Origin of the sequence: Limnothrix sp. PR1529 (assembly GCF_002742025.1) — a bacterium.
Classification (GTDB): Bacteria; Cyanobacteriota; Cyanobacteriia; order CACIAM-69d; family CACIAM-69d; genus CACIAM-69d.
The window spans coordinates 309-20,944 of record NZ_LIRO01000096.1; the positions used below are offsets into that span (position 1 = coordinate 309).

Sequence of the window (20,636 nt, forward strand, 5' to 3'; positions counted from 1 at the left end):
GACGCTTCCAGCTCCATGGGCATTCAGATGCCGAACGGCCAAACCCGTTGGGCCGCCGTTGCCGAAGCAGCCTTTGGACTGGCCCAGGCGATCGAGCAATTTGATCCCGATGGTATCCAGGTTTATACCTTTGCCTCTGGGGTCAAGGAACATGGCAACGCCAACGCTCAAACCGTTGCCAATTTGTTTAGCCAAAATCGCCCATTTGGATCAACCAACTTGGCTGGACTGTTGAACTTGGTGTTGCTGCAAAAGTGGGTTCCCGAAGTGCCCACCACCTTGATTATCGTCACGGACGGGCAACCAGACGACAAAGCCGCCGCCGCCCAATCCCTGGTGGCCGCCACCAAAAAAATGCAATCGGACGAACAACTAGCGATTACCTTTGTCCAAATTGGCGATGATCCGGGTGCAACCAATTTCTTGAAATTCCTGGATGACGAGTTAATGGGATTGGGCGCTAAATTCGATGTGGTCGATACCTTTTCTGCTAGTGAATTTGGCAATCGATCAATTGAAGAAATTCTGCTTGCCGCCATCCAAGATTAAGAGAAATCAATGGGCGCAATGTTCAAACATCAACGATCAGTGAAAACGATCAGCGAATGGGGCATGATTCAGCGACCAATTTCCTGAAAACCATGGGCACTAGTTGCATCACTTCTCTAGATGCTCTGATCGTTTAACCACCTTTTTTCTATCAAATTGAGACATGATTAGCCTCAAGCGTGATTACATTTTGGCGATTGACGCTTCCAGCTCCATGGGCATGACCCTTCCCAATGGGCAAACCCGCTGGGCCGCCGTTGCGGAAGCGGCTTTTGGTCTGGCCCAAGCGGTGGAAAAACTAGATCCAGATGGAATTGAGGTCTACACCTTTGCCAGCAAAATTCGTGAATTTGGCAATGCAACGGCGGCGACGGTAGCCGAAATTTTTAGCCAAAATGAACCCTTTGGCTCCACCAATTTGGCAGGGCTTTTGAATACAGTTTTGCTGAAGAAATGGCAAGCGGAAGTTCCCTTAACCCTGCTGGTGATTACCGATGGTCAGCCCGATGACAAAGCCGCCGCGGCCCAAGCGATCGTCGCGGCCACCAAAAAGATGTCCGTTGATGAACAATTAGGCATTAGCTTTGTGCAAGTGGGGAACGATCCGAGCGCAACCAACTTCTTAAAGTTTTTGGATGATGAATTAATGGGGTTGGGAGCCAAATTCGATGTGGTTGATACGTTCCCTGCCAGTACCTTTGGCGATCGCCCGATCGAGGAATTGCTGCTGGCTGCGATTCAAGACTAAAATCGTTGGCTGAGAAATGTTTTCTAGCCAATATTTTTTAACCTCGGTTTTTGACCATTTCTCCACGTCACCTCTGAGAACTTGAGAGATTTTATATGACTCAATGGACAATGCGATCGACCTTGAAATCGGCCTTGGCGGCCACTATTGCAGTTCCGATGGTGGCCCTGTCGGCAGTCATGGCCAAAGCGGACACAGAGTCAGTGACTTTCACGTTGGTGAATGGCACTAGCTCAACCATGACGCATTTCTATGCTTCGCCCCCCAGCACCAGTTCTTGGGAAGAGGACATTTTGGGGGTTGATGTATTGAACCCTGGCGAGTCCGTTGACATCACCATTGATGATGGCCGTGAAGATTGTACCTATGACTTCATGGCTCGCTTTTCTGATGGCTCAGATTCGGTCAGTTCGGGCACAATTTGCGGTGGGGAAACCTATACGTACACCGATTAAGCCCAGGTTTCTCGATCGATTCAACCTTGAAATGGGCAAAACTCGATCGAATCAAAAGACATTTCAGAGCGAGCCGATCAGCTTGTTTTGATTAATCCGACAACTGCGCAGATTGCATAGAACCCCAGGAGATGATCAATGACTCGTGAATCGCTCCTGGGATTTTGATTTTGATGAAGGTCGATTGATTCTGGGAGGCTGATGATGGCTAATTTTGCCGAAGAACATAGCGAAAAAAGCAAAATGATCGCAGGGCAACTATACCTAGCCTCCGATTCCCAACTCATTCAAGAACGGGCCCGGGCCCGCCAACTTTGCCGTCGCTATAATGCCACCACCGAGGAAGAACCCAACCTAAGGTTCAGCATTTTGCGCGATCTTTTAGGCACAGCGCCACCGGAAATTTATATTGAACCGAATTTTAAATGTGACTACGGCTATAACATCCATTTGGGCAATCATTTCTATGCCAATTTTGATCTCATCATTCTGGATGTTTGTGAAGTGCAAATTGGCGATTATTGCCTAATTGGCCCTCGGGTCAGCATTTTAACGGCAACCCACCCGATCGACCTGGATTTGCGGCGATCGGGTCAGGAACTTGGCAAGCCGATCTCGATCGGCAATAACGTTTGGATTGGCGGCGGCGCGATTATCAACCCCGGCGTAGCGATCGGTGACAACGTGGTGGTTGCTTCCGGTGCAGTGGTCACCAAAGACGTGCCCGATGGTTACATCGTGGGCGGTGTCCCCGCCAAAATCATCCGACATTGCACCGAAAATTCGCGTGAAAATCGGAGTTCATGAATCAAAATTCCGGTTTTGGTGCTCAATCGCGATCGCCCATTCTATCGGTTTTTTTCGTTGCTGTAATACCGGATCAACTTTTTCAGTTTGCTCTAACAGGTTTGTTCCACTGCTGGTACTTATCAACTAGTTTCCTCTTCTTGAAATGGATTTGCGTACCACTGTACGTACCACAGTTCTAAATCCTCATCATCTGGATAGTCCTCATACTTTGGAATATGAATCTGGTAAGAATCATGAAAAAACAAATTGAGACTGCTATCTTCCAAAAATTCATATCCTGTGAATACGCTTTGATTTAACGGATGAAATAGATTGCACCATTCTTTGAATCTTGGATTGTAATCAATATCTTCATGATGTGGGCAGAAGGAGGCATCTGTAATCAGTTCTCCATGCTGCATGAATGACCAAGGTGGGTCAATCCAAATGTAACCTTTCCTCTTTAACTGGCCTCTTTCTTCAAACCTGATTTTGATTGAATTACAAGCGATCGAGTGGGAGCAAGTTTTCCCAAAAAAATCTCTCAAAATTGGTTCATACTGCTGTCGGTCACTAACGGTGTAATCCAATTTTCTGCCTCATTCCCAGTGCTACAGATATGCTAACAACCTTCCATCTTCGAGCTATTAACCTTGACGACTGACAAGGGGTCTGCCAGACACGTCTATAACCTTACCGATCGTCTTAGGAGTGCCACAGCCACAGCCCAACAGCGCGATCGCCCGTTTCGCCAGGTTCTCAGCCGTCAGACCGTTCAGACCCATCAGTTGACCAGCGGCGGCCGTTGTTTCGCCGCGCTTCCAGACCAACACATCGCGTAGGGCGATCGGCTCCAGCATGGCGATCATGCCGCCGGTTATACCCAATGCCAGAAGTTAGCCTAATGACTTTTTTGTAAATAATAACGGAGGGCTTCAGCAAACTCTGTGGCTGCTTTCAAGTCTGTGCTGGAATACAAGATTCCTGGACTTCCTGTCGTCTGTTGATTCATGAGAGGCGATAGGGCCAAATCGACTGTATAAGTGACTTGAGCGATTTGAGTGCCTTGCCCGCTTGCGCTCGGAATTGCTGTCCTAAGCTGAACGTCTATTACCTCTTGACTGCTGAACGTTTTGGTTCTCTTGCCAATGAGAAGCTTTCGGGTAATTTTAACTTGGCGAGTGGATCTTTCAAATGTCCAGGTTTCGCTGAATCCACTATATTGCGCTATCAACATCATAATTCCGATTAAGATGCCGACAAGAATTTGAGGTATTGGAGGAGAAGCGGTGAGTATCGGAATCAAGGTGACCAGCATCAAGAATGCAAGAATGATTGAGCAAGCTATGGCTGTCCCTCTAAGATAATTATGCTTATAGATTAGGCGTTCAATGCCTTTTTCTAGAATGTGTGATCTTGTGTTTTCCCACCCTTTTGAAGAGAATCCGTGATAGGGCGGTTTTGCTGGGAGTTTGAGATAGCTACGAAGTTCTGTTTCTAGTGCGATCGCATCTTTTTCTGTTAAGGAACCCCGACTCAAATAGACCTGAGAAAGTCGAGAGTCTGATAGATCTAGTACGAGTCCAGTGGTTGCTTCATGGTCATAATCTGGATATGCTCTGTAAAAAATCCACACATCTTGAACAGCATCTATTGGACAAGTGATACGTTTCCCATTTGACCACTGAAAATCAATCGCTTGTGCTTGCCAGTCGAAAACACAGATGATTTTCAGCGGGTTCAAGAGCGATCCGAAGGCATCACAATGAATGCGAATGCTATTGGGGAATCTATCAACTTTCATGATCAAGCCTGAAGAGCAGAAAGATACTTGATTAGAGTGCCCAATATAGCGATTTGTTTAACTAAATCTTCACGATCGAACCAGAAGGCTGACTATTCATTAGATCATACACGCGGGATAACTCTTTCAGCAGAGTGTTATCAAGCCGTTGCAGTCTAACTCCGGTACTAAGAGTACTATCCCGAACTAACGATCGGCTCCAGCACCGCACTCGTACCGCCGGTCACGCTCAACAACGCATCACCACCAAAGGGGCGATCGAACGCTGTGCATCATTCACAGCAAGATAACGACCCAGGCTCAGCGACCCGGCGCACGGGGTGTAACGATTGCACACTAGGTGTCATGGTTTGTAACTTCCTCACTTCGGCCTCCAACTCTCCGGCAAGAATCGCCCTAACTACGCGAAAACGTCTTCACCGTAGGCTCTCGCAATCGCGGTGTCGAAACGGCTGGCAAACTCGCAGAACTCCTGCCCCCAACCACTGCTCACACTGACCTCCTGGATTGGGCCGGTGGGAAGAAACAAAAGCTCAATGTCGGAACGCTTGGGTATGTCACCAGACTCAATGCGAGCAACAATGCTGTCAATCTCTCGAAGTGCTGCCGGTGCATCCTTCCATGAAGACCAATCAAAGTTGTTGTCGGGCCGCGAAAGGAACTGGCGCGCCTCTCGGAGAACCTCAACCAACTGTTGGTGCTTGGAATTCATAGAAAAGTGCGAATGACACCTAATTATTTATTAGACCGCAGTTGCGGGATGACTCTTTCAGCAGAGCGTTGTCAAGCAGTTGCAGTGTAATTTCAGTATGAAGGGTATTGTTCCGCAGTTACGAGATAATACCCCCACTTATAGAACTTCTACCGCAACGATCGCCCTGAAAACGCCACAGCCAAAGCCCAACAGCGCGATCGCCCATTCTGTCGAGTTTTTCGCTTAATTGTCGAGGGACGGCCGTTGCTTGGCTGCGTTCCCACGCAAGGATATTGCACGGAGCCGCGCTGAGGTCAGCGATCGACGGCGCATCGTGCGGACGGATGTTGAGGCCTTGGCATGAGCAAGCGGCTTTTCCCTCACGATAATCTCCACATCCTGACCCAGAGCATTCAAGAAACGGAAGAGTCGAGGAATAGAAAATCCTGCTAACTTGCCATTCATCAGAGCTGAAACTTTGGGTTGATCAATGCCTAAAATTTCAGCCGTGATCGCCTGGGTCATCTGTTGATGTTCAATGAGGCGTTTGATTTGATGCGCTAATTCTGCTTTGACTAATAATTCAGTCGAATTCTCTAAACCCAAGTCCGCAAAAACATTTCCACTACTCGACTGGATCTCAATGTTTGACATCGTGCCTTCCTCTCAAGACTACTTGTAGTGACTTAAATAATGTTCTGTGGCGCGTTGCAGTCTCTTTTCGATTAACTTGATTTCTTGTTGAGGTGTTGCAATCCCATGCTTTGATTTTTTCTGAAAGGCATGGAGGACGTACACCACTCCAGCTAACCGAATCGTATAGATGGCTCGATAGGTATCACCATCAAAGTCATCAATGACTTCTAAGACACCCGCACCCTTAAACCCTTTTAGTGGTTTTGCTGAAGGATGCTTTTCGCCACGCTGGGCTAGATAGAGAGCATAACCAACTACCAACCGTACATCTTCTGGGAAGTTCTTGACATCTTCTAGGGCGCTGCCAACCCATTCAACGGGTTTTAGAGGTGGGTTCATATCCCCAATATGCCAATTTTGGCATAAAGCCGTCAAGATGCGTCAGAAGTGGATGATCGCCCTGAAAATGCCATAGCTCTAGCCCAACAGCGCAGCCGGAGGTTTTTTCTTGATTCCCAAATCACAGCGTTAAGTACGGGCATAAACCGCCATCGGCTCCTTAATCAACTTGATATAAAGATGCTTGAATGTGGAGCGCACCACTCGCGGCAAACCAAAATCAATCGGCATAACGACCCTGTTCACCCGCCGTTAACAACCTCTCAGACTTAGTGACCAACTTGTATACGTCAGCGTGCAGCAGGATTGTTATGCAGCAACACTTCCTAATAACTTGCGAAATACAATTTTATCGACACCATCTGTATAGAAATCGCGAATTCTTGCTTCCTCTGTGTAACCATTGTTGCGGTAAAACGCGCGAACGTATTCAAAGTCATCGGTTCCAGACGTTTCCACCAGTAGCACACGCTCACCTCGCTCAGCGAGCACTCGCTCGACGTATCGCAGCAACACGGCTCCGCGACCCTGTTTTTGGTGGTCGGGATGAATAGCAATCAGATAGAGATTCCACGTCCTGTCAGTCATCCGTTCTGGCGCAACGTAGGCAACACCCAGTGGCTCATGATCGTAGTCGGTTAGCCATACACCCTGACTGGCTGTTTCGTTACTGAAATGCTGATTTAGCATTTGGGCAAGTTCTTCAATTTGATCTGACTCGAAAAGCCCTGTCGCTTCTGCTAAAGCAAGTAATGCATTTGTATCATCGGGTGTAGTCAATCGAATCATAGTAAGTTCTAGTCAAAGCTTATACTTTTGCTTCTATTATTCAAACACCAACATTAAAATTTCCCACTACCTCAATCAGAAATGCCTAAGATGTTTGCGACTAAGAGATAACCTTGCAACTACTGCCCCAACCATTGATTTGATCCCCATAACTATTTATTAGACCGCAGCTGCAAGATAACTCCTTCAGTAGAGTGTTGCCAAGCAGTTACAGTCTAACTCGGGTACAAAGGGTATTACCCCTCAGTTGCGGAATAATCCCCCCCTTATAGGACTTCTACCGCAACGATCGCCCCAGCAACACCACAGCTCTAACCCAACAGCGCGATCGCCCGTTTCAGCAGGTTCTCTGCCGTCAGATCGTTGAGGCTCATCAAACGATCGGCTCCAGCATCGCACTCGTGCCGCCGGTCACGCCCAACAACGCATCACCACCGAAGGAGCGATCGAACCTTGTTGTACATCATCCATGGCAGATAACCTTGAACACTCATCGATAGCCTCTGTTACGTCTGAACGAAAGCAGTGTTAGCCGTCGCCACTGCGCTCAAGCTCACGCTCAATAATCTCTTTGACCAACTCAGGGAGTTCCTTTTCTACGCTGACAGCCCTTTGCTTAAGTCTTTCATAAATCTCAATGTCATCTCCTTCCCAAAGCAGATCTATTCTTCTGATCTGCCGCATTGCAATATGCTCATAGCTTTCTGGATAAGCCCAGTAGCAGGATAGACAAATAGATTTATCCTTAATGCTGTTCCAGTTTTCGCAATGTTCGCATGACCACGACTTAGCCCGGTTAGCTGAGCCACAAAGTAACATGAAGTTTTCTGGGGCTAGATCCGGCTCACCAGCAACTTCAAAAGGGACACGATGATCAATTTGTAATTCGCGTTGATTGACCTCTTCAAGATAAATAAAACACCTGCATCCATATCTGCTAATCAGTGCCTCTTTAATTTGCTTGGATAAACCTGTTCTGCCAGAAAGGCGAGTGAATCTTGCCTTGCTAATATCTCCAAATCGATATGCAGCTATTTTTCTGCCATCGCTTCCAGTAACACGAAAAGTTTCTAACGGGATACCGTTTTCTCTGACATCTCTAGCGGCTCTTGGAGGATGGTTATAACCGTAAGTTTCTTTTAATTCCTCAGTTGTAATAAATCCGTGTTGCAAGATGTGGTCAATGACTGCTTTCGGTCTCTTTGCTGTTACAGAACGGCAAAGGTTCAGGAAGTCATCGGGTAGCGGCTGCGAATTCTCCATGCGTTTCCAAGAGGGTTAGCTGCTTTGGTTGCTGGTCAATATAGCTGAAATCACAGATTTTAGTATTCATTAAGTTTTTGGATAAACTTGGCGACAAGTACAACGATTCGATTGTATTTTCTGCTTTGCCTAGTAAGGTAGACTGCGAAGATCTGCCAACTTCGATTTCGATTTTTTCAAGGTTTAAGCGCTTAGGAAGAACTTTGCCAAATGCCTTATCACCCAATTTACCGTCATAACTGATGATAAATGCAGATCCTTTGTGATTTAACTGTTCAAGCGCTAACACAAAATCATCGAAACTGATTCCAGACAAATATCTTGAATCTCTATTTCCGCAGACACCTTGGTATGGAGGATCCATGTAGATAAAATCATCTTCCTGGATTTGCTCTAATACTTCTCGGTAATCCAAATTGGTAAACTTACATTTGCTTTTGAGCAAACTAGAAACACCAACTATATTTTTTCTCATTGTTTCGGGTCGTGTTCCTTTGCGTCTTTTGTCCGGACTTTGGTTAAACAATCCTTCGGAATTGTAGCGAACTGACCCTTTAACGCATCTTGCTAGTAGATAAAGAAGTAGTTTTGGATCGTTGGTCTCATTGAATTTTGATCTGACTTCAAAGTAATGGTCTACAGAGTTAGGATGTTGTTTATTCCATAGCTCTAAGTAAAAATCGGCTATTTCGTCTGGTTTTTCTACAGCTAGTTCTAGGAGCTTGATGAGCGGATGGTTCAGATCATTTAACCAAAAACTCTGGGTGATCTGACTTGCGGACGTAGCAACACTAATTGCAGCAGTTCCAGCAAAAGGCTCTACTAGCCTATTGAATTTTTTTGGAAAGAACTGGAGGATGTGTTTTGCTAGCTTCCTTTTGCTGCCTTGATATTGAATGAAGTGGGGTAGGTTTGCCATCGTCATACAAGAACAAATGATCTTACAGTGGCTTATCAGGATGGTTTGGGCTTATTGCTTAATTCAAGCATTTTTTTGAGGGCGACAGAGGGGGCAAGGCTGAAGTCTAAGACGGCTAACGATTCATTCGGCCGCAATGATCGCCCGTTTCACCAGGTTCTCCGCCGTCAGACCGTTGAGGCTCATCAAACGATCGGCTCCAGCATCGCACTCGTGCCGCCGGTCACGCCCAACAGCGCATCGCCGCCAAAGAGGCGATCAAATGTTGTGCATCATCCATCCATAGCAATATAACTTCCAAGTTCAGTGGCGGCGTGTAGTATTGTCCGCTGCAACCGGTTGTTAGGAGTTGAGTTAGCTGCCTAATCGCGCGAGTCCGTCATCAATGGCAATCCGATTGCAATAGCCGAGTTCTTGCCGGGCCCGTGTGTCATCGATGCGAAACTCACCGCCGATGAGGTCGATCAAGGTGTTGGTGATTGGCGGCCTTCCGGAAAGTCTTAGCAAGGCCCAGGCCGCTTCGGCAAAAGTGGCGCTCGTTCGTGCTATCGGCCGGGGCAGCGAAAGCCGTGGTGTCGTCAATCCCCTCGCACACAGTGCAGTCTCGATCAGCCTCCTAAATTGAATGTCCTCACCATCCGAGACGAAAAACACCCCTTCCCCCGTTGACGACGAAAGAGCTGCCAGAATGGCCGAAGCCAGGTTTTCTACATGAATGGTTGCCACGCAGTAGTGGCCCCCGTCAATCCAGACAAACTGACCTTTCTGCACCGATTCCGCGATCGAATTGAAGACTGGTGCATCCTCCGCCCAGACCAATGGCGGCCGGAGCACCACGCGCCGCAGATGCGGGTTCGTGCAAGACAAGACCTCCCTCTCGGCAAACGCCTTCGTAGTGCCGTAGTTGCCCGCAGGCCTGGCGATCAGACGCGCCTTTTCGTTTACCGGAAATGGATCGGGGGATCCGATGGCAACGGCTGCCGCGCTAATCATCACGAAATTCTTCACCCCCGCCTTCTGACTCGCCTCCAACATCCGTTGCGTAAGCACGACGTTGTCGGCGTAGAAATCTTGGTAAGAACCTGAGATGTCAAGCCGAGCAGCCATGTGAACGACTGCATCAGCGCCTTGGAGGCAGTTCATGATCGAGTTAGTCTGACCCAAGTCACAGAGACATGCCTCACAGCCGAATGATTCAACTTTGCGAGCAGATTCCGGGCCACGAACCAGAGCAGTTACCGCGTGCCCTTTGGACAGCAGTATCGGGATCACGTGTCGTCCAACAAACCCGGATGAACCGGTGATAGCAATCCTCCGCATGTTGGTTTCTCCAGGTGCTTAACTACTTACTAGACCGCATGTGTTGCAGTCTAACTTCGGTACAAAGGGTATTACCCCGCAGTTGCGGAATAATACCCCCACTTATAGAACTTTTACCGCAACGATCGCCCTGGGAGCGTCATAGCCCTAGCCCAACAGCGCGATCGCCCGTTTCACCAGGTTCTCCGCCGTCAGACCGTTCAGGCCTATCAGTTGATCAGCGGTAGCCGTCGTTGCGCCGCGCTTCCAGGCAAACACATCGCGCAGGACGATCGGCTCCAGTCTGACGCTCGTGCTGCCGGTCACGCTCAACAACGCATCACTGCCGAAGAGGCGATCGAACGCTGTGCATTATCCACTGCAAGATAACGCCCGGCATCACCCGCCGCCCTGAACGATTCGATGTGCATGATAAGCAGCGTGTCGCCGGTCAGGTGCATGCCGTTTTTATGTGACGATTGTCGCCGCCAATTGGGTTTGGTATCCTTATGGCTAAGGTGCTGCTATGAAGAAACAGATTGGTGATTTGGTTTACGACACAGATAAGGACGAAAAGGTGTGTGCACATACTGAATTCTTTTGGCTTGAAGAATTATACAAAACGCCAAAGGGACGATTCTTCATGTTCAACAACGAGATGGGGGGAGTGATGATATCGTAGCTCTTACGCCAAAGAAGGCAAAAGAGTTTTTCAACAAATACGGCGATAGTAACGACTATGAGAGGGTGTTTGGCAGGCAGCAGGAATAAGCGTGAACGCTTATTCCTGCTGCCTGCCGGGTTCATCGCTAGTATCTCGCTTCCGCCACATCCTTTCTCCCCGACTCCACACAACTGTATCGGCTGTAATTTTTCTAAATTCTTTCAGCACAGCAGGCGAGATTGCTAAGTTGAAATTCTCATTCTCATAAACAAACTCACCGCCAAATTCCGCCTGTATCTCCCATACAACATCCCCCTGATAAATCTCGCCTTTCCCTTCAATTTGTTTCAGCATCCATTCTGCTACATCTTTCGCGCTCAAGTTAAGCCTCCGTAATATTTCCGAGGTTATCTGTGTGAAGCTACATAACGGTGAAGTTGTGCGGCGGCAGATAACCTTGAACTCATCACCAAGATCTCTCGCCCGTCCGCACCAACGCAGTGTTAGACAGCGGCAACTACAACTTATAGATCTTGTGCATCATAGACTTGCTGGCTGAATTCTTGAAAGTCTTGCTCACAGAGTTTTAACGCTTCGATTGCAGCAACATACCCAGTTGCCTCAAACAGATCTCGCTCGTGAATCTTAGGGAGCCAGGATTGCAATTTCGCCAGTTCTGCCTCATTTTCATCGAGTTCAGCAAAGGTAAAATTGCTCTCCTGCCGCTCATGCTCTAACTCCCTGTGGAAATCTTGGCAACGCCCCAAGAATTCCTGATATTCCTCGTTGGCTTGCTGTTGAAACCGCTCGATTAACCGTAAATTCTGAGCGTCGTCTTCAATCACAACGGTCAGCAAATCCGCTTCGCCACCACCCTCAACAATTTCTGCCGCTAATTTTCCCAATTGTTGCTGTAACTCCTGACGCTGCGGCAGTACGCAGACTGACTGTTGCAAATACAATCCTCCCCAGCCCTTTAATTTTCGCCAGACATAGACCCTCCGCGTGGACGGTTGGGAGGGAACTCGGTAAATCAGCAGATTCCAGGATTTATTGAGCATGGCTTGATTGTAACAGGTGTTGCATTCGAGCAGAAGATATGTCAAACTCTGATGCAACAGATGTTGCATTTGGAGATGCTTGTGATTTTAATCTGGGGATTGCTGATCATTGTTGGCGTTGTCCTGATCGTCTGGGGAGCCGAAGCCTTTGCCGAACATTTGGGGGCTGCTGCTGTGCGATTGCAGATAAGTTCATTTGCCTTGGCGTTACTCCTGGCTGGAGCGGAACCGGAAGAACTCGCTACGGCGGTTGCGGCATCGCTCAGAGATGCTCCAGCGATCGCGTTTGGCGATGTGGTGGGCGCAAACATCGCAATTTGTCTGGTGGCATTGGGGGTAGGCGCATGGATTGCTCCTTTGCCATTTAGCAAACGAGTCATGCGCTATGCCTTATTTGGCTTACCGATTGGTGTAACCGCAACTGGGTTTATTTGGGATGGAGAGATTAGCCGTTTTGAAGGGCTATTCTTAATTGGGCTGTACGTTCTCTATGTTGCTGTAATCTGGTGGGTTGAACGTAGACCACCTGCTCTAGGTGAAACTGGGGAGTTAGAAGAAGCATCAGAGGAATTTGCCATCGAGCAAGCGAAAGGGATTCAGCACCGAGTAGGGAAAGAGCTACTCTTCGTTTTGGCTGGATTTGCTGCCATGATTGCAGGATCTATCCTACTGGTGGAAGCTGTGCGTCAAATCAGCCAGGTTGAAGAGACTCAAACCAAATTGGCACTCTCGCTCGTTGGTTTTGCGACCGCTTTTGAATTGGTGATTCTGGCTTGGTCAACCGCACGACGAGGCGTGACAGAAGCGGTTGTTGCAGGCGTTGTGGGATCGTTTGCTTACAATGTGACAATGACGCTAGGGGCTGCGGCGATCGCCCGTCCGCTAAAGATTGTGGATGCTAGTCTCTTGCATTTTCCGCTCATCGTTATGCTTGGGTCACTGGCATTAGTCATTGTACTGGCATCATTCAAAGGCTATCTGCACAAGACCGCCAGCATAATTTTACTGTCTGCCTACCCACTATTTCTCATCGCCTTATTGGTTATGTAACAGCAATCTCAAACTTCATGTCTTACAGACAACCTCTCGGCTGCTGTCCCAACCAACAACTCAAGCTGTCTAACTATGTATTAGACCGCAAGTGCAGGATAACTCCTTCAGCAGAGTGTTATCAAGCAGTTTCAGTCTGACTCCGGTATACAGGGTATTACCCCGCAGTTGCGAGATAATACCCCCACTTATAGCACTTCTACCACAACGATCGCCCTGGGATCGTCACAGCCCTAGCCCAACAGCGCGATCGCCCGTTTCACCAGGTTTTCCGCCGTCAGACCATTCAGACCCATCAGTTGGCCAGCGGTCGCCGTCGTTTCGCCGCGCTTCCAGGCAAACACATCGCGCGGAGCCGTGCTGCGCAGGACGATCGGCTCCAGCATGGCGCTCGTGCCGCCGGTTACGCCCAACAACGGATCACCGCCGAAGAGGCGATCGAACGTCGCATCATCCACAGCAAAATAACGTTAGCGCTCACCGGAGCAGGTAGCTTTTGCGACCTAATCAACCATGTCAAAACGTTTTGGTGCAGCTTGATTATTAGGCTTTGGGGAATGCTCGGTTGTTACGTAGAGCATAACTCCAACCATTATTGATATACCCTTTACTTTCTCTATTTTCTCTTCTTTTGACCTGCTTTTCTGAAAAGTCAATCAATAATTGATCATCATCTTTATGGACTGGTGCTTTATAATACTCAGCAGCAAAACGACTAAGTAAATTGTCATTGGTTAAAAATTTTTTCTCTCTATCAATAGCCGTCGATAATATCAAGAGATCATTGATGGTATTACGAATATTGCCTTTACAGTTATGCTCAGACACAAACTCTGAGAACAAGCTTAAAGCATTATCTATTGCTGACTTGGTAAGAGAATAGCAATGGTAATTACTGTCAAGGATATGCTTCAAACGTCTTAAAAGCCATTTCTGTTTCTGTTTAGGTAAATGGGCAATGCTAATTTTATATATTCCAAGTTTCTTTTCATTGATGATTTCAGAAATTGCCTCATTTCCAAATTCTCGATAAGCTGGAAACTGATTGCCAAAATCAATGATTACCTGATCTGTTCGGTGAGCACCCATTCTCGCCCATTTAGGATTTCCAATGTGTTCAGGAACACCAGAGCCGCTCTCTTCTACATATAAAGGATGAAAATATCTAGCTGGATGAATAATGTAATAATCAGGTTGTTCTGAGTTCTTTGAATGAGTTACTAGAAATTCACTAGCCGTAATTGATGAAATTGCAAAAACTCTGTTGTGAATATATTTTTCAACGCCCTTGAATTGATATGACAGTATTTGTGTGTCAACAATTAGATCCACCATTCATTTCTCTCCAAGGACTAGAGACCTAACTCCGGTACGAAGGGTATTATCCCGCAACTGCGAGATAATACCCCTACTCATGGAACTTCTACTACAACGATCGCCCTGGGATCGTCACAGCCCTAGCCCAACAGCGCGATCGCCCGTTTCACCAGGTTCTCCGCCGTCAGACCATTGAGGCCCATCAGTTGGCCAGCAGTAGCCGTCGTTTCGCCGCGCTTCCAGGCAAACACATCGCGCGGGGCCGTGCTACGCAAGACGATCGGCTCCAGCATCGCACTCGTGCCGCCGGTCACGCCCAACAACGCATCACCGCCAAACAGGCGATCGAACGTTGCGTCATCCACAAAGTGAGCATCCGGCTCCGAGCACATCTCCACCGCCACATCGGTCGGGCGATACAGGCGACGGGGGCTGATCACCGCCACAATCCGCGAGCCGATGCCCTGGGCCGCCAACTGTTCCGCCGCTGCGATCGCCGGGGTCAGCGTCATGTCGCCAATCACCGCCAGGACAACGGTTTTCTCACCGGGCGTTTCTTGCAACACAAAACCACCATCCTGCAAGGCTTGGCGCGTTTGCTCAAAGGTCGAGACGATCGGTAGCGGCGACTTGCTGACCGTAATCGTGATCCCCTTGTTCACCTGAGCCAGCGCCCACTCATAACAAGCCTGGGTGCTGTTGGCATCGCAGGGGAACAGCGGGAAGATGTTGCCGTTGCGCATCATCGCCGCGAAGTAGTTTTCGATTTCCGGGCGTTGGTGCGTCCAGCCGTTGCGCCCTTGCTCCAACGCGCCCGCCGTGAACAGGCAGACCGTGGCGGGGGTGGGGCGGCGCAGTTCGGCCATGGCTTGGGTGACGGTTTGCCAAATCGGCAGCCCGTTGATCGCAAAGGACTCGTAGGAACACCAGAGCGATCGCGCCCCAAACAGCGCTTGACCCACCGCCAACCCGGCGCAGGCATCTTCGTTCAGGGGTTCGTAGACCTGACCATCGGGCTGTTGGAAATAGATGGGGTCGGTGGTGGGGTGAACGATCTTCAGGCCCACGTTGATGTTGTTGATCCCCGAAGCGGCGTTACCGTCGGCGTTGGTGACAATGAAATCCGGGTCAGCCTTGCCCACTTGCACGACCAGATCGCCCATGGCCGTGGTCGAAACTTTCTTTTCGCCGGCCGGGAATTCCACCAGGTTCAGCTTGCCCAAATCCGCCAAGGGGCGAACGCTTTCGGTGACGGCCACTTGGGAACCGGGGCCACCGCCCGATCGCTCAAAATTCGTCCGCACCAGTTGCCAAGCCTCCGGCGACAGGGCCCGCTCCTTCAGGGCCGCCACAATGTAGTCCCGCTCCAGGTTGTCGCCGGGATAGAGGTTGTGAGATTGGGCCCCGCGCTTGTGGACACCCGCCCCCTTCAGTTGCTTGATGATCAGCACCGTCAGCTTGCCGCCCAAGGCCAGTTTCGCCGCTTTGTCGGTGGCTTCCAACACCGCCTGGGCAAACACCAACCGCTGGGCAAAGGAGAACTGGGTGCTATCGACGTAATCGCCCGCTTGGTTGGCATCGTTGAAGTCTTTGGCATCCAGCAGCACCACTTCTTCAAAGCCATTGCCGCGCCAGTAGGCTTCCATGGCGGCGTTGGATTTGGTGGAGACCATGCTGTGGTGCTCTTGGCTGTAGCCGTTCCAAATCAGGATCGGCAAGAAGTTGGTGGCCTGCGGATAGGCGGTGTTGAAGTGGCCAAAGCTGCTCATGATGTAGGGTTCGCCCAGGCCGCCATCCCCGATCGTCACGGGGAAGAGGGTTCCGGGGAACAGCTTCGCGCCGGCCATGGCGAAGTGTTGACCCTGGCCGAGGGGGCCGGCGGGTGCGAGCAAGCCGGGAATTTGTCCCGACAGGTGACCCAGCAGCCCGTGGGTTTCCCGGAACCGATCGCGCAGTTGCTGTACCGTCGTGATGCCCATGGCTTCGAGCGATCGATCCAAGAACACCTGGGAATAAAAACCGGGGGCATGGTGGCCCACTTCGGTGGTGAAGTTCTTGTAGCCCAGCATGATCAGCGCCGCCATCACATCGGCGGAACTGGCATAGCCGCCGGGGTGGCCCGATTCCTTGCTGGCGGTCATTTGCACGGTCAGGTAGCGTAGGGCATCGGCCGCCAGGAGAGTTTGGAAGGCCGCCGCTCGATCGCTCGGACTGGCGATCGCCCCTGTGGTCGCATCCACGGCTGGCGCAGCACCCAGGGTGTCAAATTCGGGCCAAGGCGCACCGAAGTATTGAATGCCGTCGCAAAACGCAGGCGTGGTCGTGGGTGCGGGGGTTGTGGCGGTCATGGGCAATTCACCTAGTGGTTCGACTCTCTCGACTGTAAGGCCAGTCTTGAGGCGATATTTTACAACCTTGATGTTGCTAAAGTCGCAAGCCGATCGAAACCGGCCCCTTGGCTGCCTGTGGTGCGGGTGGCCGGTTGGCGGGCCGCGGGCGGCGACCATCGGTCAAACTAGCTGATAAAAAGCAAAATGGGTTACTGGTAATGTGGTCTTCCCAGTTGCGATCGCTGTTAATTGGTAAACTGAGTTGGCAGCGATTGATTCGATCGATTGTTTTTGTCTATGTGGCAATTACGCTGTATGTCTTCTTTCGGGCGGATAGCATGATTTTTTTGCCACCGCCGCCGAGCTATGTTGACAGTCCTGAAATTTTGAAAATTCCGGTCAATCCTCGGGAAAAAATTTCAGCCCTTTATTTGCCACAGAAAAACGCCCGATCGACCATTCTTTATATTCACGGTAATGCCAGTGACTTGGGGCAAATTCGGCCCTGGCTGTTTCAGTTACATAACTGGGGCTATCCGGTGTTTGCCTACGATTATCGTGGTTATGGAACCAGTGACGGCAGCCCCAGCGAGGCCAATGCCTATGAAGATGCGGAAGCGGCCTATCAATATCTCACCCAAACTTTGAAAATTGCGCCGCGCAATCTTCTGGTTTATGGACAATCGCTCGGGGGCGGATCGGCCACGGAGTTGGCGCGACGGCATCCGGTGGGAGGCTTAATTTTGGAAAGCACTTTCACCTCTGCTTTTCGGGTGGTGTTGCCGATTGCGATTTTCCCCTTTGATAAGTTCACCAATCACAGTAAGTTGGCCCAGGTGCGATCGCCCGTTTTAGTCATTCATGGTCAACAGGATCAAACGATTAATTGGTCCCACGGGCAGCAACTCTACGCCGCTGCTCCCGGAATGAAGCGATCGCTCTGGATCGCTGGTGTCGGCCACAATGATTTGAGTGAAGTGGCGGGCGATCGATTGCGGCAGTCTCTTGCTGAATTTGCCGCCCTAGTCGAGACCCAAAACACCACGCCCTAGGCCATCAAGCCTGTTGATAGACTGGGGGAAATTCCCCGATCGAAACTGGTCGCCTATGTTGACCCTGGCGCAATGGACTGTGGCGGAATATCACCAAATGATCGCGGCGGGCCTGTTGGTCGATCGCCGTGTGGAACTGTTGAACGGGCAAATTATTGAAATGTCACCGGAAGGGCCGGAGCATACCTATCGCGGCGAAACCCTGGCGGAGTGGCTGCGCGATCGCCTGCGGGGGCGAGCCTATGTGCGGGAAGCGCGACCGATTACCCTAGACCATTCGGAACCGGAGCCGGATATTGCAGTGGTGCGGGGCGATCGATCCCAATTTGTCCAACGACATCCCGGCGCGGCGGATCTGTTTTGGGTGATTGAAATTTCCCGATCGACCCTGAAAACCGACCTAACCCACAAGCGAGATCTCTACGCGCGGGTGGGAATTCCGGAATATTGGGTGGTGGATTTGGTGAATCGGCGGGTGGTGGTGTTTCGGCAACCGGAAGCAGGCCGCTACAGCCAAGAGGAAACGGTGAGCGATCGCCTGATCGCCCCGCTGGCCTTCCCGGACTGCGCGATCGACTTGGCCCAGCTCTTCCAACCGTAGAGTCTGCCGCGTAACGACGCGACAACGCAATTATGTTGACCCTGGCGCAATGGACTGTGGCGGAATATCACCAAATGATCGCGGCGGGCCTGTTGGTCGATCGCCGTGTGGAACTGTTGAACGGGCAAATTATTGAAATGTCACCGGAAGGGCCAGAACACCGCTACCAGTGCAGCAGTTTGGGCGATCGGTTGCGGCTGCTGTTGCGCGATCGGGCTTGGATTAGTGAAGCACACCCAATTACGTTGGATGACTCGGAGCCGGAGCCGGATTTGGCAATTGTTCGGTTGCCTCGATCGGCCTTTCGCGATCGCCACCCGGGGCCAGCGGATCTGTTTTGGGTGATTGAAATTGCCCGATCGACCCTGACCACAGACCTGACCCACAAGCGGGATCTCTACGCGCGGATGGGAATTCTGGAATATTGGGTGGTGGATTTGGTGAATCGGCGGGTGGTGGTATTTCGGCAACCGGAAGCGGGCCGCTACAGCCAAGAAGAAACGGTGAGCGATCGCCCGATCGCCCCGCTGGCTTTCCCGGACTGCGCGATCGATCTAGTCCAGCTCTTTCAACCGTAAGCAAATCGGGCGTAGGCAAATCGTGAATTTCCTGCACTAGGGGCCCGTACGGAACGAGGGCAAGGCTTCAAATTGGGCAAACTCCGATTCAAGTTTCCACTGCACCCGGGCGCGATCGCTCTGGGCCAAAAAGCCCCGACAACCCGCCGAAATGGAAGCAGCGTTGGGCGAATCTTGGGCACAGGCGGCAGTCACTGCGTCAAAATTTGACGAATTCCAAAGACTGACTCCCGAGAGGAAACTATATTCCAAACTATTGCGCGCCAACCGTTTGAGATCGGCATAGCTCAACTGATAGCGCAAGATTGCCAATCCATACTCGTTGCTCAAATCAATGCGAGCAATGCCCTCATCATCGGAAGCCAACGTCATCGGCACACCGGCCGCCAGATATTCGCGGAAGGGATGTTGGTTGCCAGCCACATTCAAAATCACCTCATTGCTGGTGAGGCAAATTTCGACTAACACCCCCCGTTTGCGCATTTCTGCCATCAGTTGAAAGGGGTTGTTTTCATAGAGAATGCTCACCCCATGGCCAATGCGACTGGCCTGAGCCACTTCCACCGCTTGCCGAATATGAAAACGCAGATCATTCGGTGGCACTAAGCCCAGGGTTAATTCCCCTGCGTGAAGAGAAATTTTGACTTCCGGAAACTGCGTTTTTAGAAATTGCAACATCTGCATTTGTTGCTGGTAGTCGCGCAGGGCCACCGGATTATCTTCGGGCGCAACTAAGTTGATCCCCACAACGCGAGAGTTTGCTTTAGCCAACTCAAAGGCATAAACAAATTGGGCAAAAACTTCTTCGGGCGCTTTGGTGCGTGTGGTTTGTTGCAAATAGCGCACCGTCACTTCACAGCCCGGTTGAGCCATGGGCGTATCGCAGCGTAAAGTGCTGGCGACCTGGCGTTCAAGATTCGCCACCTCCTGGCTCCCTCGGGCCACCAGATCCATTAAGCCGCGATCAAGCAGCGCGCGCCGCATTTGGGCAAAGTCGCCACTCCAGCCCACCGCCCGCCCCAGTTGACGCACTTCAGCGCCTTGAACGGTCATCAACAGTTCTAAATAGAAAATATGCTGATCAGCGGCGCGATTGGCCACCTCCGCCACCATGTCGTCCTGGCGCGACGGAGCAGAAGAAATCTCCGAAAAGCCGCCAAACGCCTGGAAAAATTGATCATGTCCCGATCGATTGGCAAAAGGCAGATTGCGCGTTGACCACAGATTAATCAGGGCATCGTAGGTGTCAGGACGATTGGGCAACTGCGAGGCGGGAAAATAGCGGCTGTTTTGGCCACAGGCACTCGGTGGAATCAGGGTCAGGGCCTGGGGATCAATGCAGTAGCCATCGGCGGCGGCCCACTCCAAATAACGCTCCGCATAAACGGCCCCGCTCAGGTGTGTATGAATGTCGCCTCCTTTCGGCATTCGCTGCACAAAGGCCCGAATCGCAGGGGGACTGGCGCGGTGTTGCTCCAGCCATTGGCTCACTTGGGCTTCGGCATCACGGCGCGATCGCGGGTTTACGGGAGCTTCTTGGGCGGCAACGCTGGAAACAACCAGGCCAGAACCAAGCAACAGTCCCCATAAAACAGCGAAGGAGGAAAGTTTGGGCATGGAAAACCGGGGGGCGGTGGGA

At 50.6% G+C, this 20,636-nt stretch carries 23 protein-coding genes and 4 pseudogenes; 8 read left to right on the forward strand and 19 right to left on the reverse strand.

The genetic code is table 11. From position 1 onward, the window contains the following. From AMR42_RS13450 to AMR42_RS13465, 4 genes are all read left to right on the forward strand, one after another. The coding region (locus AMR42_RS13450) for a hypothetical protein (RefSeq protein WP_234406998.1) at positions 1-549 on the forward strand (549 nt) is incomplete at its 5' end. 163 nt (positions 550-712) lie between these two features. Then, a complete protein-coding gene (locus AMR42_RS13455; RefSeq protein ID WP_099534183.1) occupies positions 713-1,297 on the forward strand; it encodes a VWA domain-containing protein in 585 nt (194 codons plus the stop codon). 95 nt (positions 1,298-1,392) lie between these two features. Next, positions 1,393-1,752, forward strand: coding sequence for a hypothetical protein (locus tag AMR42_RS13460; protein ID WP_143473087.1), 360 nt, complete (start codon positions 1,393-1,395; stop codon positions 1,750-1,752). A gap of 204 nt (positions 1,753-1,956) precedes the next feature. Next, positions 1,957-2,559, forward strand: a complete 603-nt coding sequence (locus tag AMR42_RS13465; protein WP_099534262.1) for a sugar O-acetyltransferase — start codon at positions 1,957-1,959, stop codon at positions 2,557-2,559. 122 nt (positions 2,560-2,681) lie between these two features. Here AMR42_RS13465 and AMR42_RS13470 read toward each other — a convergent pair whose 3' ends face one another. The 15 genes and pseudogenes from AMR42_RS13470 to AMR42_RS13530 form a co-directional block, all read right to left on the reverse strand. Next, on the reverse strand, positions 2,682-3,131 hold the full coding sequence (locus tag AMR42_RS13470) for a hypothetical protein (protein WP_143473088.1): 450 nt from the start codon (positions 3,129-3,131) through the stop codon (positions 2,682-2,684). A gap of 57 nt (positions 3,132-3,188) precedes the next feature. Further along, positions 3,189-3,428 (reverse strand): hypothetical protein, encoded by a 240-nt coding sequence (locus AMR42_RS13475; protein ID WP_099534186.1) that lies wholly within the window; start codon positions 3,426-3,428, stop codon positions 3,189-3,191. Positions 3,429-3,442: 14 nt separating this feature from the next. Beyond that, positions 3,443-4,345: a hypothetical protein gene (locus AMR42_RS19950; RefSeq protein WP_143473089.1), complete on the reverse strand. Its 903-nt coding sequence runs from the start codon at positions 4,343-4,345 to the stop codon at positions 3,443-3,445. Positions 4,346-4,745: 400 nt separating this feature from the next. After that, on the reverse strand, positions 4,746-5,057 hold the full coding sequence (locus tag AMR42_RS13485) for a hypothetical protein (protein WP_099534188.1): 312 nt from the start codon (positions 5,055-5,057) through the stop codon (positions 4,746-4,748). 321 nt (positions 5,058-5,378) lie between these two features. Next, positions 5,379-5,693 (reverse strand): annotated as a pseudogene (locus AMR42_RS13490) (helix-turn-helix domain-containing protein); the annotation flags it as partial. An 18-nt stretch (positions 5,694-5,711) separates the two neighbouring features. Further along, positions 5,712-6,074 (reverse strand): type II toxin-antitoxin system RelE/ParE family toxin, encoded by a 363-nt coding sequence (locus tag AMR42_RS13495; protein ID WP_099534263.1) that lies wholly within the window; start codon positions 6,072-6,074, stop codon positions 5,712-5,714. Between the two features lie 129 nt (positions 6,075-6,203). Continuing rightward, positions 6,204-6,308: pseudogene (locus AMR42_RS13500) on the reverse strand (thylakoid-associated protein); the annotation flags it as partial. A gap of 75 nt (positions 6,309-6,383) precedes the next feature. Next, a complete protein-coding gene (locus tag AMR42_RS13505; protein ID WP_099534190.1) occupies positions 6,384-6,863 on the reverse strand; it encodes a GNAT family N-acetyltransferase in 480 nt (159 codons plus the stop codon). 528 nt (positions 6,864-7,391) lie between these two features. Further along, positions 7,392-8,126 (reverse strand): HNH endonuclease, encoded by a 735-nt coding sequence (locus AMR42_RS13510; protein ID WP_099534191.1) that lies wholly within the window; start codon positions 8,124-8,126, stop codon positions 7,392-7,394. Next, on the reverse strand, positions 8,098-9,045 hold the full coding sequence (locus AMR42_RS13515; protein ID WP_099534264.1) for a DNA adenine methylase: 948 nt from the start codon (positions 9,043-9,045) through the stop codon (positions 8,098-8,100). The genes AMR42_RS13510 and AMR42_RS13515 overlap by 29 nt, the downstream gene beginning before the upstream one ends. A gap of 354 nt (positions 9,046-9,399) precedes the next feature. Then, on the reverse strand, positions 9,400-10,365 hold the full coding sequence (locus AMR42_RS13520; protein ID WP_099534192.1) for an NAD(P)-dependent oxidoreductase: 966 nt from the start codon (positions 10,363-10,365) through the stop codon (positions 9,400-9,402). A gap of 147 nt (positions 10,366-10,512) precedes the next feature. Beyond that, positions 10,513-10,707, reverse strand: a pseudogene (locus AMR42_RS20570) (hypothetical protein); the annotation flags it as partial. Next, positions 10,674-10,805: a hypothetical protein gene (locus tag AMR42_RS21405; RefSeq protein WP_255407547.1), complete on the reverse strand. Its 132-nt coding sequence runs from the start codon at positions 10,803-10,805 to the stop codon at positions 10,674-10,676. The gene AMR42_RS21405 and the pseudogene AMR42_RS20570, both read right to left, overlap by 34 nt. A 320-nt stretch (positions 10,806-11,125) precedes the next feature. Beyond that, positions 11,126-11,389 carry a hypothetical protein gene (locus AMR42_RS13525; protein WP_199858184.1) on the reverse strand — a complete coding sequence of 88 codons (264 nt, stop codon included), beginning with the start codon at positions 11,387-11,389 and terminating at the stop codon, positions 11,126-11,128. Between the two features lie 143 nt (positions 11,390-11,532). Next, positions 11,533-12,069, reverse strand: a complete 537-nt coding sequence (locus tag AMR42_RS13530; protein ID WP_099534194.1) for a Chromate resistance protein ChrB — start codon at positions 12,067-12,069, stop codon at positions 11,533-11,535. Between the two features lie 81 nt (positions 12,070-12,150). Here AMR42_RS13530 and AMR42_RS13535 point away from each other — a divergent pair, with 81 nt between their 5' ends. Then, the gene (locus AMR42_RS13535; RefSeq protein ID WP_099534265.1) at positions 12,151-13,119 is read left to right on the forward strand and encodes a sodium:calcium antiporter; all 969 of its coding nucleotides are present in this window, start codon (positions 12,151-12,153) and stop codon (positions 13,117-13,119) included. Positions 13,120-13,352: 233 nt separating this feature from the next. On the opposite strand, the pseudogene AMR42_RS13540 reads toward AMR42_RS13535, so the two are convergent. From AMR42_RS13540 to AMR42_RS13550, 3 genes and pseudogenes are all read right to left on the reverse strand, one after another. Beyond that, a pseudogene (locus AMR42_RS13540) lies at positions 13,353-13,577 on the reverse strand (phosphoketolase); the annotation flags it as partial. An 85-nt stretch (positions 13,578-13,662) separates the two neighbouring features. Then, positions 13,663-14,454, reverse strand: coding sequence for a hypothetical protein (locus AMR42_RS13545; protein WP_143473090.1), 792 nt, complete (start codon positions 14,452-14,454; stop codon positions 13,663-13,665). A 122-nt stretch (positions 14,455-14,576) separates the two neighbouring features. Further along, complete coding sequence (locus AMR42_RS13550) at positions 14,577-16,784, reverse strand: transketolase (protein WP_099534196.1); 2,208 nt, start codon at positions 16,782-16,784, stop codon at positions 14,577-14,579. 200 nt (positions 16,785-16,984) lie between these two features. Here AMR42_RS13550 and AMR42_RS13555 point away from each other — a divergent pair, with 200 nt between their 5' ends. The 3 genes from AMR42_RS13555 to AMR42_RS13565 are packed head-to-tail and all read left to right on the forward strand — an operon-like array spanning position 16,985 to position 18,997. Further along, complete coding sequence (locus tag AMR42_RS13555; protein WP_099534266.1) at positions 16,985-17,818, forward strand: alpha/beta hydrolase; 834 nt, start codon at positions 16,985-16,987, stop codon at positions 17,816-17,818. Between the two features lie 55 nt (positions 17,819-17,873). Further along, positions 17,874-18,419, forward strand: coding sequence for a Uma2 family endonuclease (locus AMR42_RS13560; RefSeq protein WP_099534197.1), 546 nt, complete (start codon positions 17,874-17,876; stop codon positions 18,417-18,419). A 32-nt stretch (positions 18,420-18,451) separates the two neighbouring features. Beyond that, entirely contained in the window at positions 18,452-18,997 is a 546-nt protein-coding gene (locus tag AMR42_RS13565; RefSeq protein WP_099534198.1) for a Uma2 family endonuclease, read from the forward strand. A gap of 36 nt (positions 18,998-19,033) precedes the next feature. Here AMR42_RS13565 and AMR42_RS13570 read toward each other — a convergent pair whose 3' ends face one another. After that, positions 19,034-20,614: an adenosine deaminase gene (locus AMR42_RS13570; protein WP_099534199.1), complete on the reverse strand. Its 1,581-nt coding sequence runs from the start codon at positions 20,612-20,614 to the stop codon at positions 19,034-19,036. Positions 20,615-20,636 lie beyond the last annotated feature (22 nt).

Bases quoted from the DNA above. Each gene is read 5' to 3' on its own strand.
- AMR42_RS13455 (WP_099534183.1), top strand. From the start codon at position 713: ATGATTAGCCTCAAGCGTGATTACATTTTGGCGATTGACGCTTCCAGC.
- AMR42_RS13460 (WP_143473087.1), top strand. From the start codon at position 1,393: ATGACTCAATGGACAATGCGATCGACCTTGAAATCGGCCTTGGCGGCC.
- AMR42_RS13465 (WP_099534262.1), top strand. From the start codon at position 1,957: ATGGCTAATTTTGCCGAAGAACATAGCGAAAAAAGCAAAATGATCGCA.
- AMR42_RS19950 (WP_143473089.1), bottom strand. From the start codon at position 4,345: ATGAAAGTTGATAGATTCCCCAATAGCATTCGCATTCATTGTGATGCC.
- AMR42_RS13485 (WP_099534188.1), bottom strand. From the start codon at position 5,057: ATGAATTCCAAGCACCAACAGTTGGTTGAGGTTCTCCGAGAGGCGCGC.
- AMR42_RS13495 (WP_099534263.1), bottom strand. From the start codon at position 6,074: ATGAACCCACCTCTAAAACCCGTTGAATGGGTTGGCAGCGCCCTAGAA.
- AMR42_RS13505 (WP_099534190.1), bottom strand. From the start codon at position 6,863: ATGATTCGATTGACTACACCCGATGATACAAATGCATTACTTGCTTTA.
- AMR42_RS13510 (WP_099534191.1), bottom strand. From the start codon at position 8,126: ATGGAGAATTCGCAGCCGCTACCCGATGACTTCCTGAACCTTTGCCGT.
- AMR42_RS13515 (WP_099534264.1), bottom strand. From the start codon at position 9,045: ATGGCAAACCTACCCCACTTCATTCAATATCAAGGCAGCAAAAGGAAG.
- AMR42_RS13520 (WP_099534192.1), bottom strand. From the start codon at position 10,365: ATGCGGAGGATTGCTATCACCGGTTCATCCGGGTTTGTTGGACGACAC.
- AMR42_RS21405 (WP_255407547.1), bottom strand. From the start codon at position 10,805: ATGCACCTGACCGGCGACACGCTGCTTATCATGCACATCGAATCGTTC.
- AMR42_RS13530 (WP_099534194.1), bottom strand. From the start codon at position 12,069: ATGCTCAATAAATCCTGGAATCTGCTGATTTACCGAGTTCCCTCCCAA.
- AMR42_RS13545 (WP_143473090.1), bottom strand. From the start codon at position 14,454: ATGGTGGATCTAATTGTTGACACACAAATACTGTCATATCAATTCAAG.
- AMR42_RS13550 (WP_099534196.1), bottom strand. From the start codon at position 16,784: ATGACCGCCACAACCCCCGCACCCACGACCACGCCTGCGTTTTGCGAC.
- AMR42_RS13555 (WP_099534266.1), top strand. From the start codon at position 16,985: ATGTGGTCTTCCCAGTTGCGATCGCTGTTAATTGGTAAACTGAGTTGG.
- AMR42_RS13560 (WP_099534197.1), top strand. From the start codon at position 17,874: ATGTTGACCCTGGCGCAATGGACTGTGGCGGAATATCACCAAATGATC.
- AMR42_RS13565 (WP_099534198.1), top strand. From the start codon at position 18,452: ATGTTGACCCTGGCGCAATGGACTGTGGCGGAATATCACCAAATGATC.
- AMR42_RS13570 (WP_099534199.1), bottom strand. From the start codon at position 20,614: ATGCCCAAACTTTCCTCCTTCGCTGTTTTATGGGGACTGTTGCTTGGT.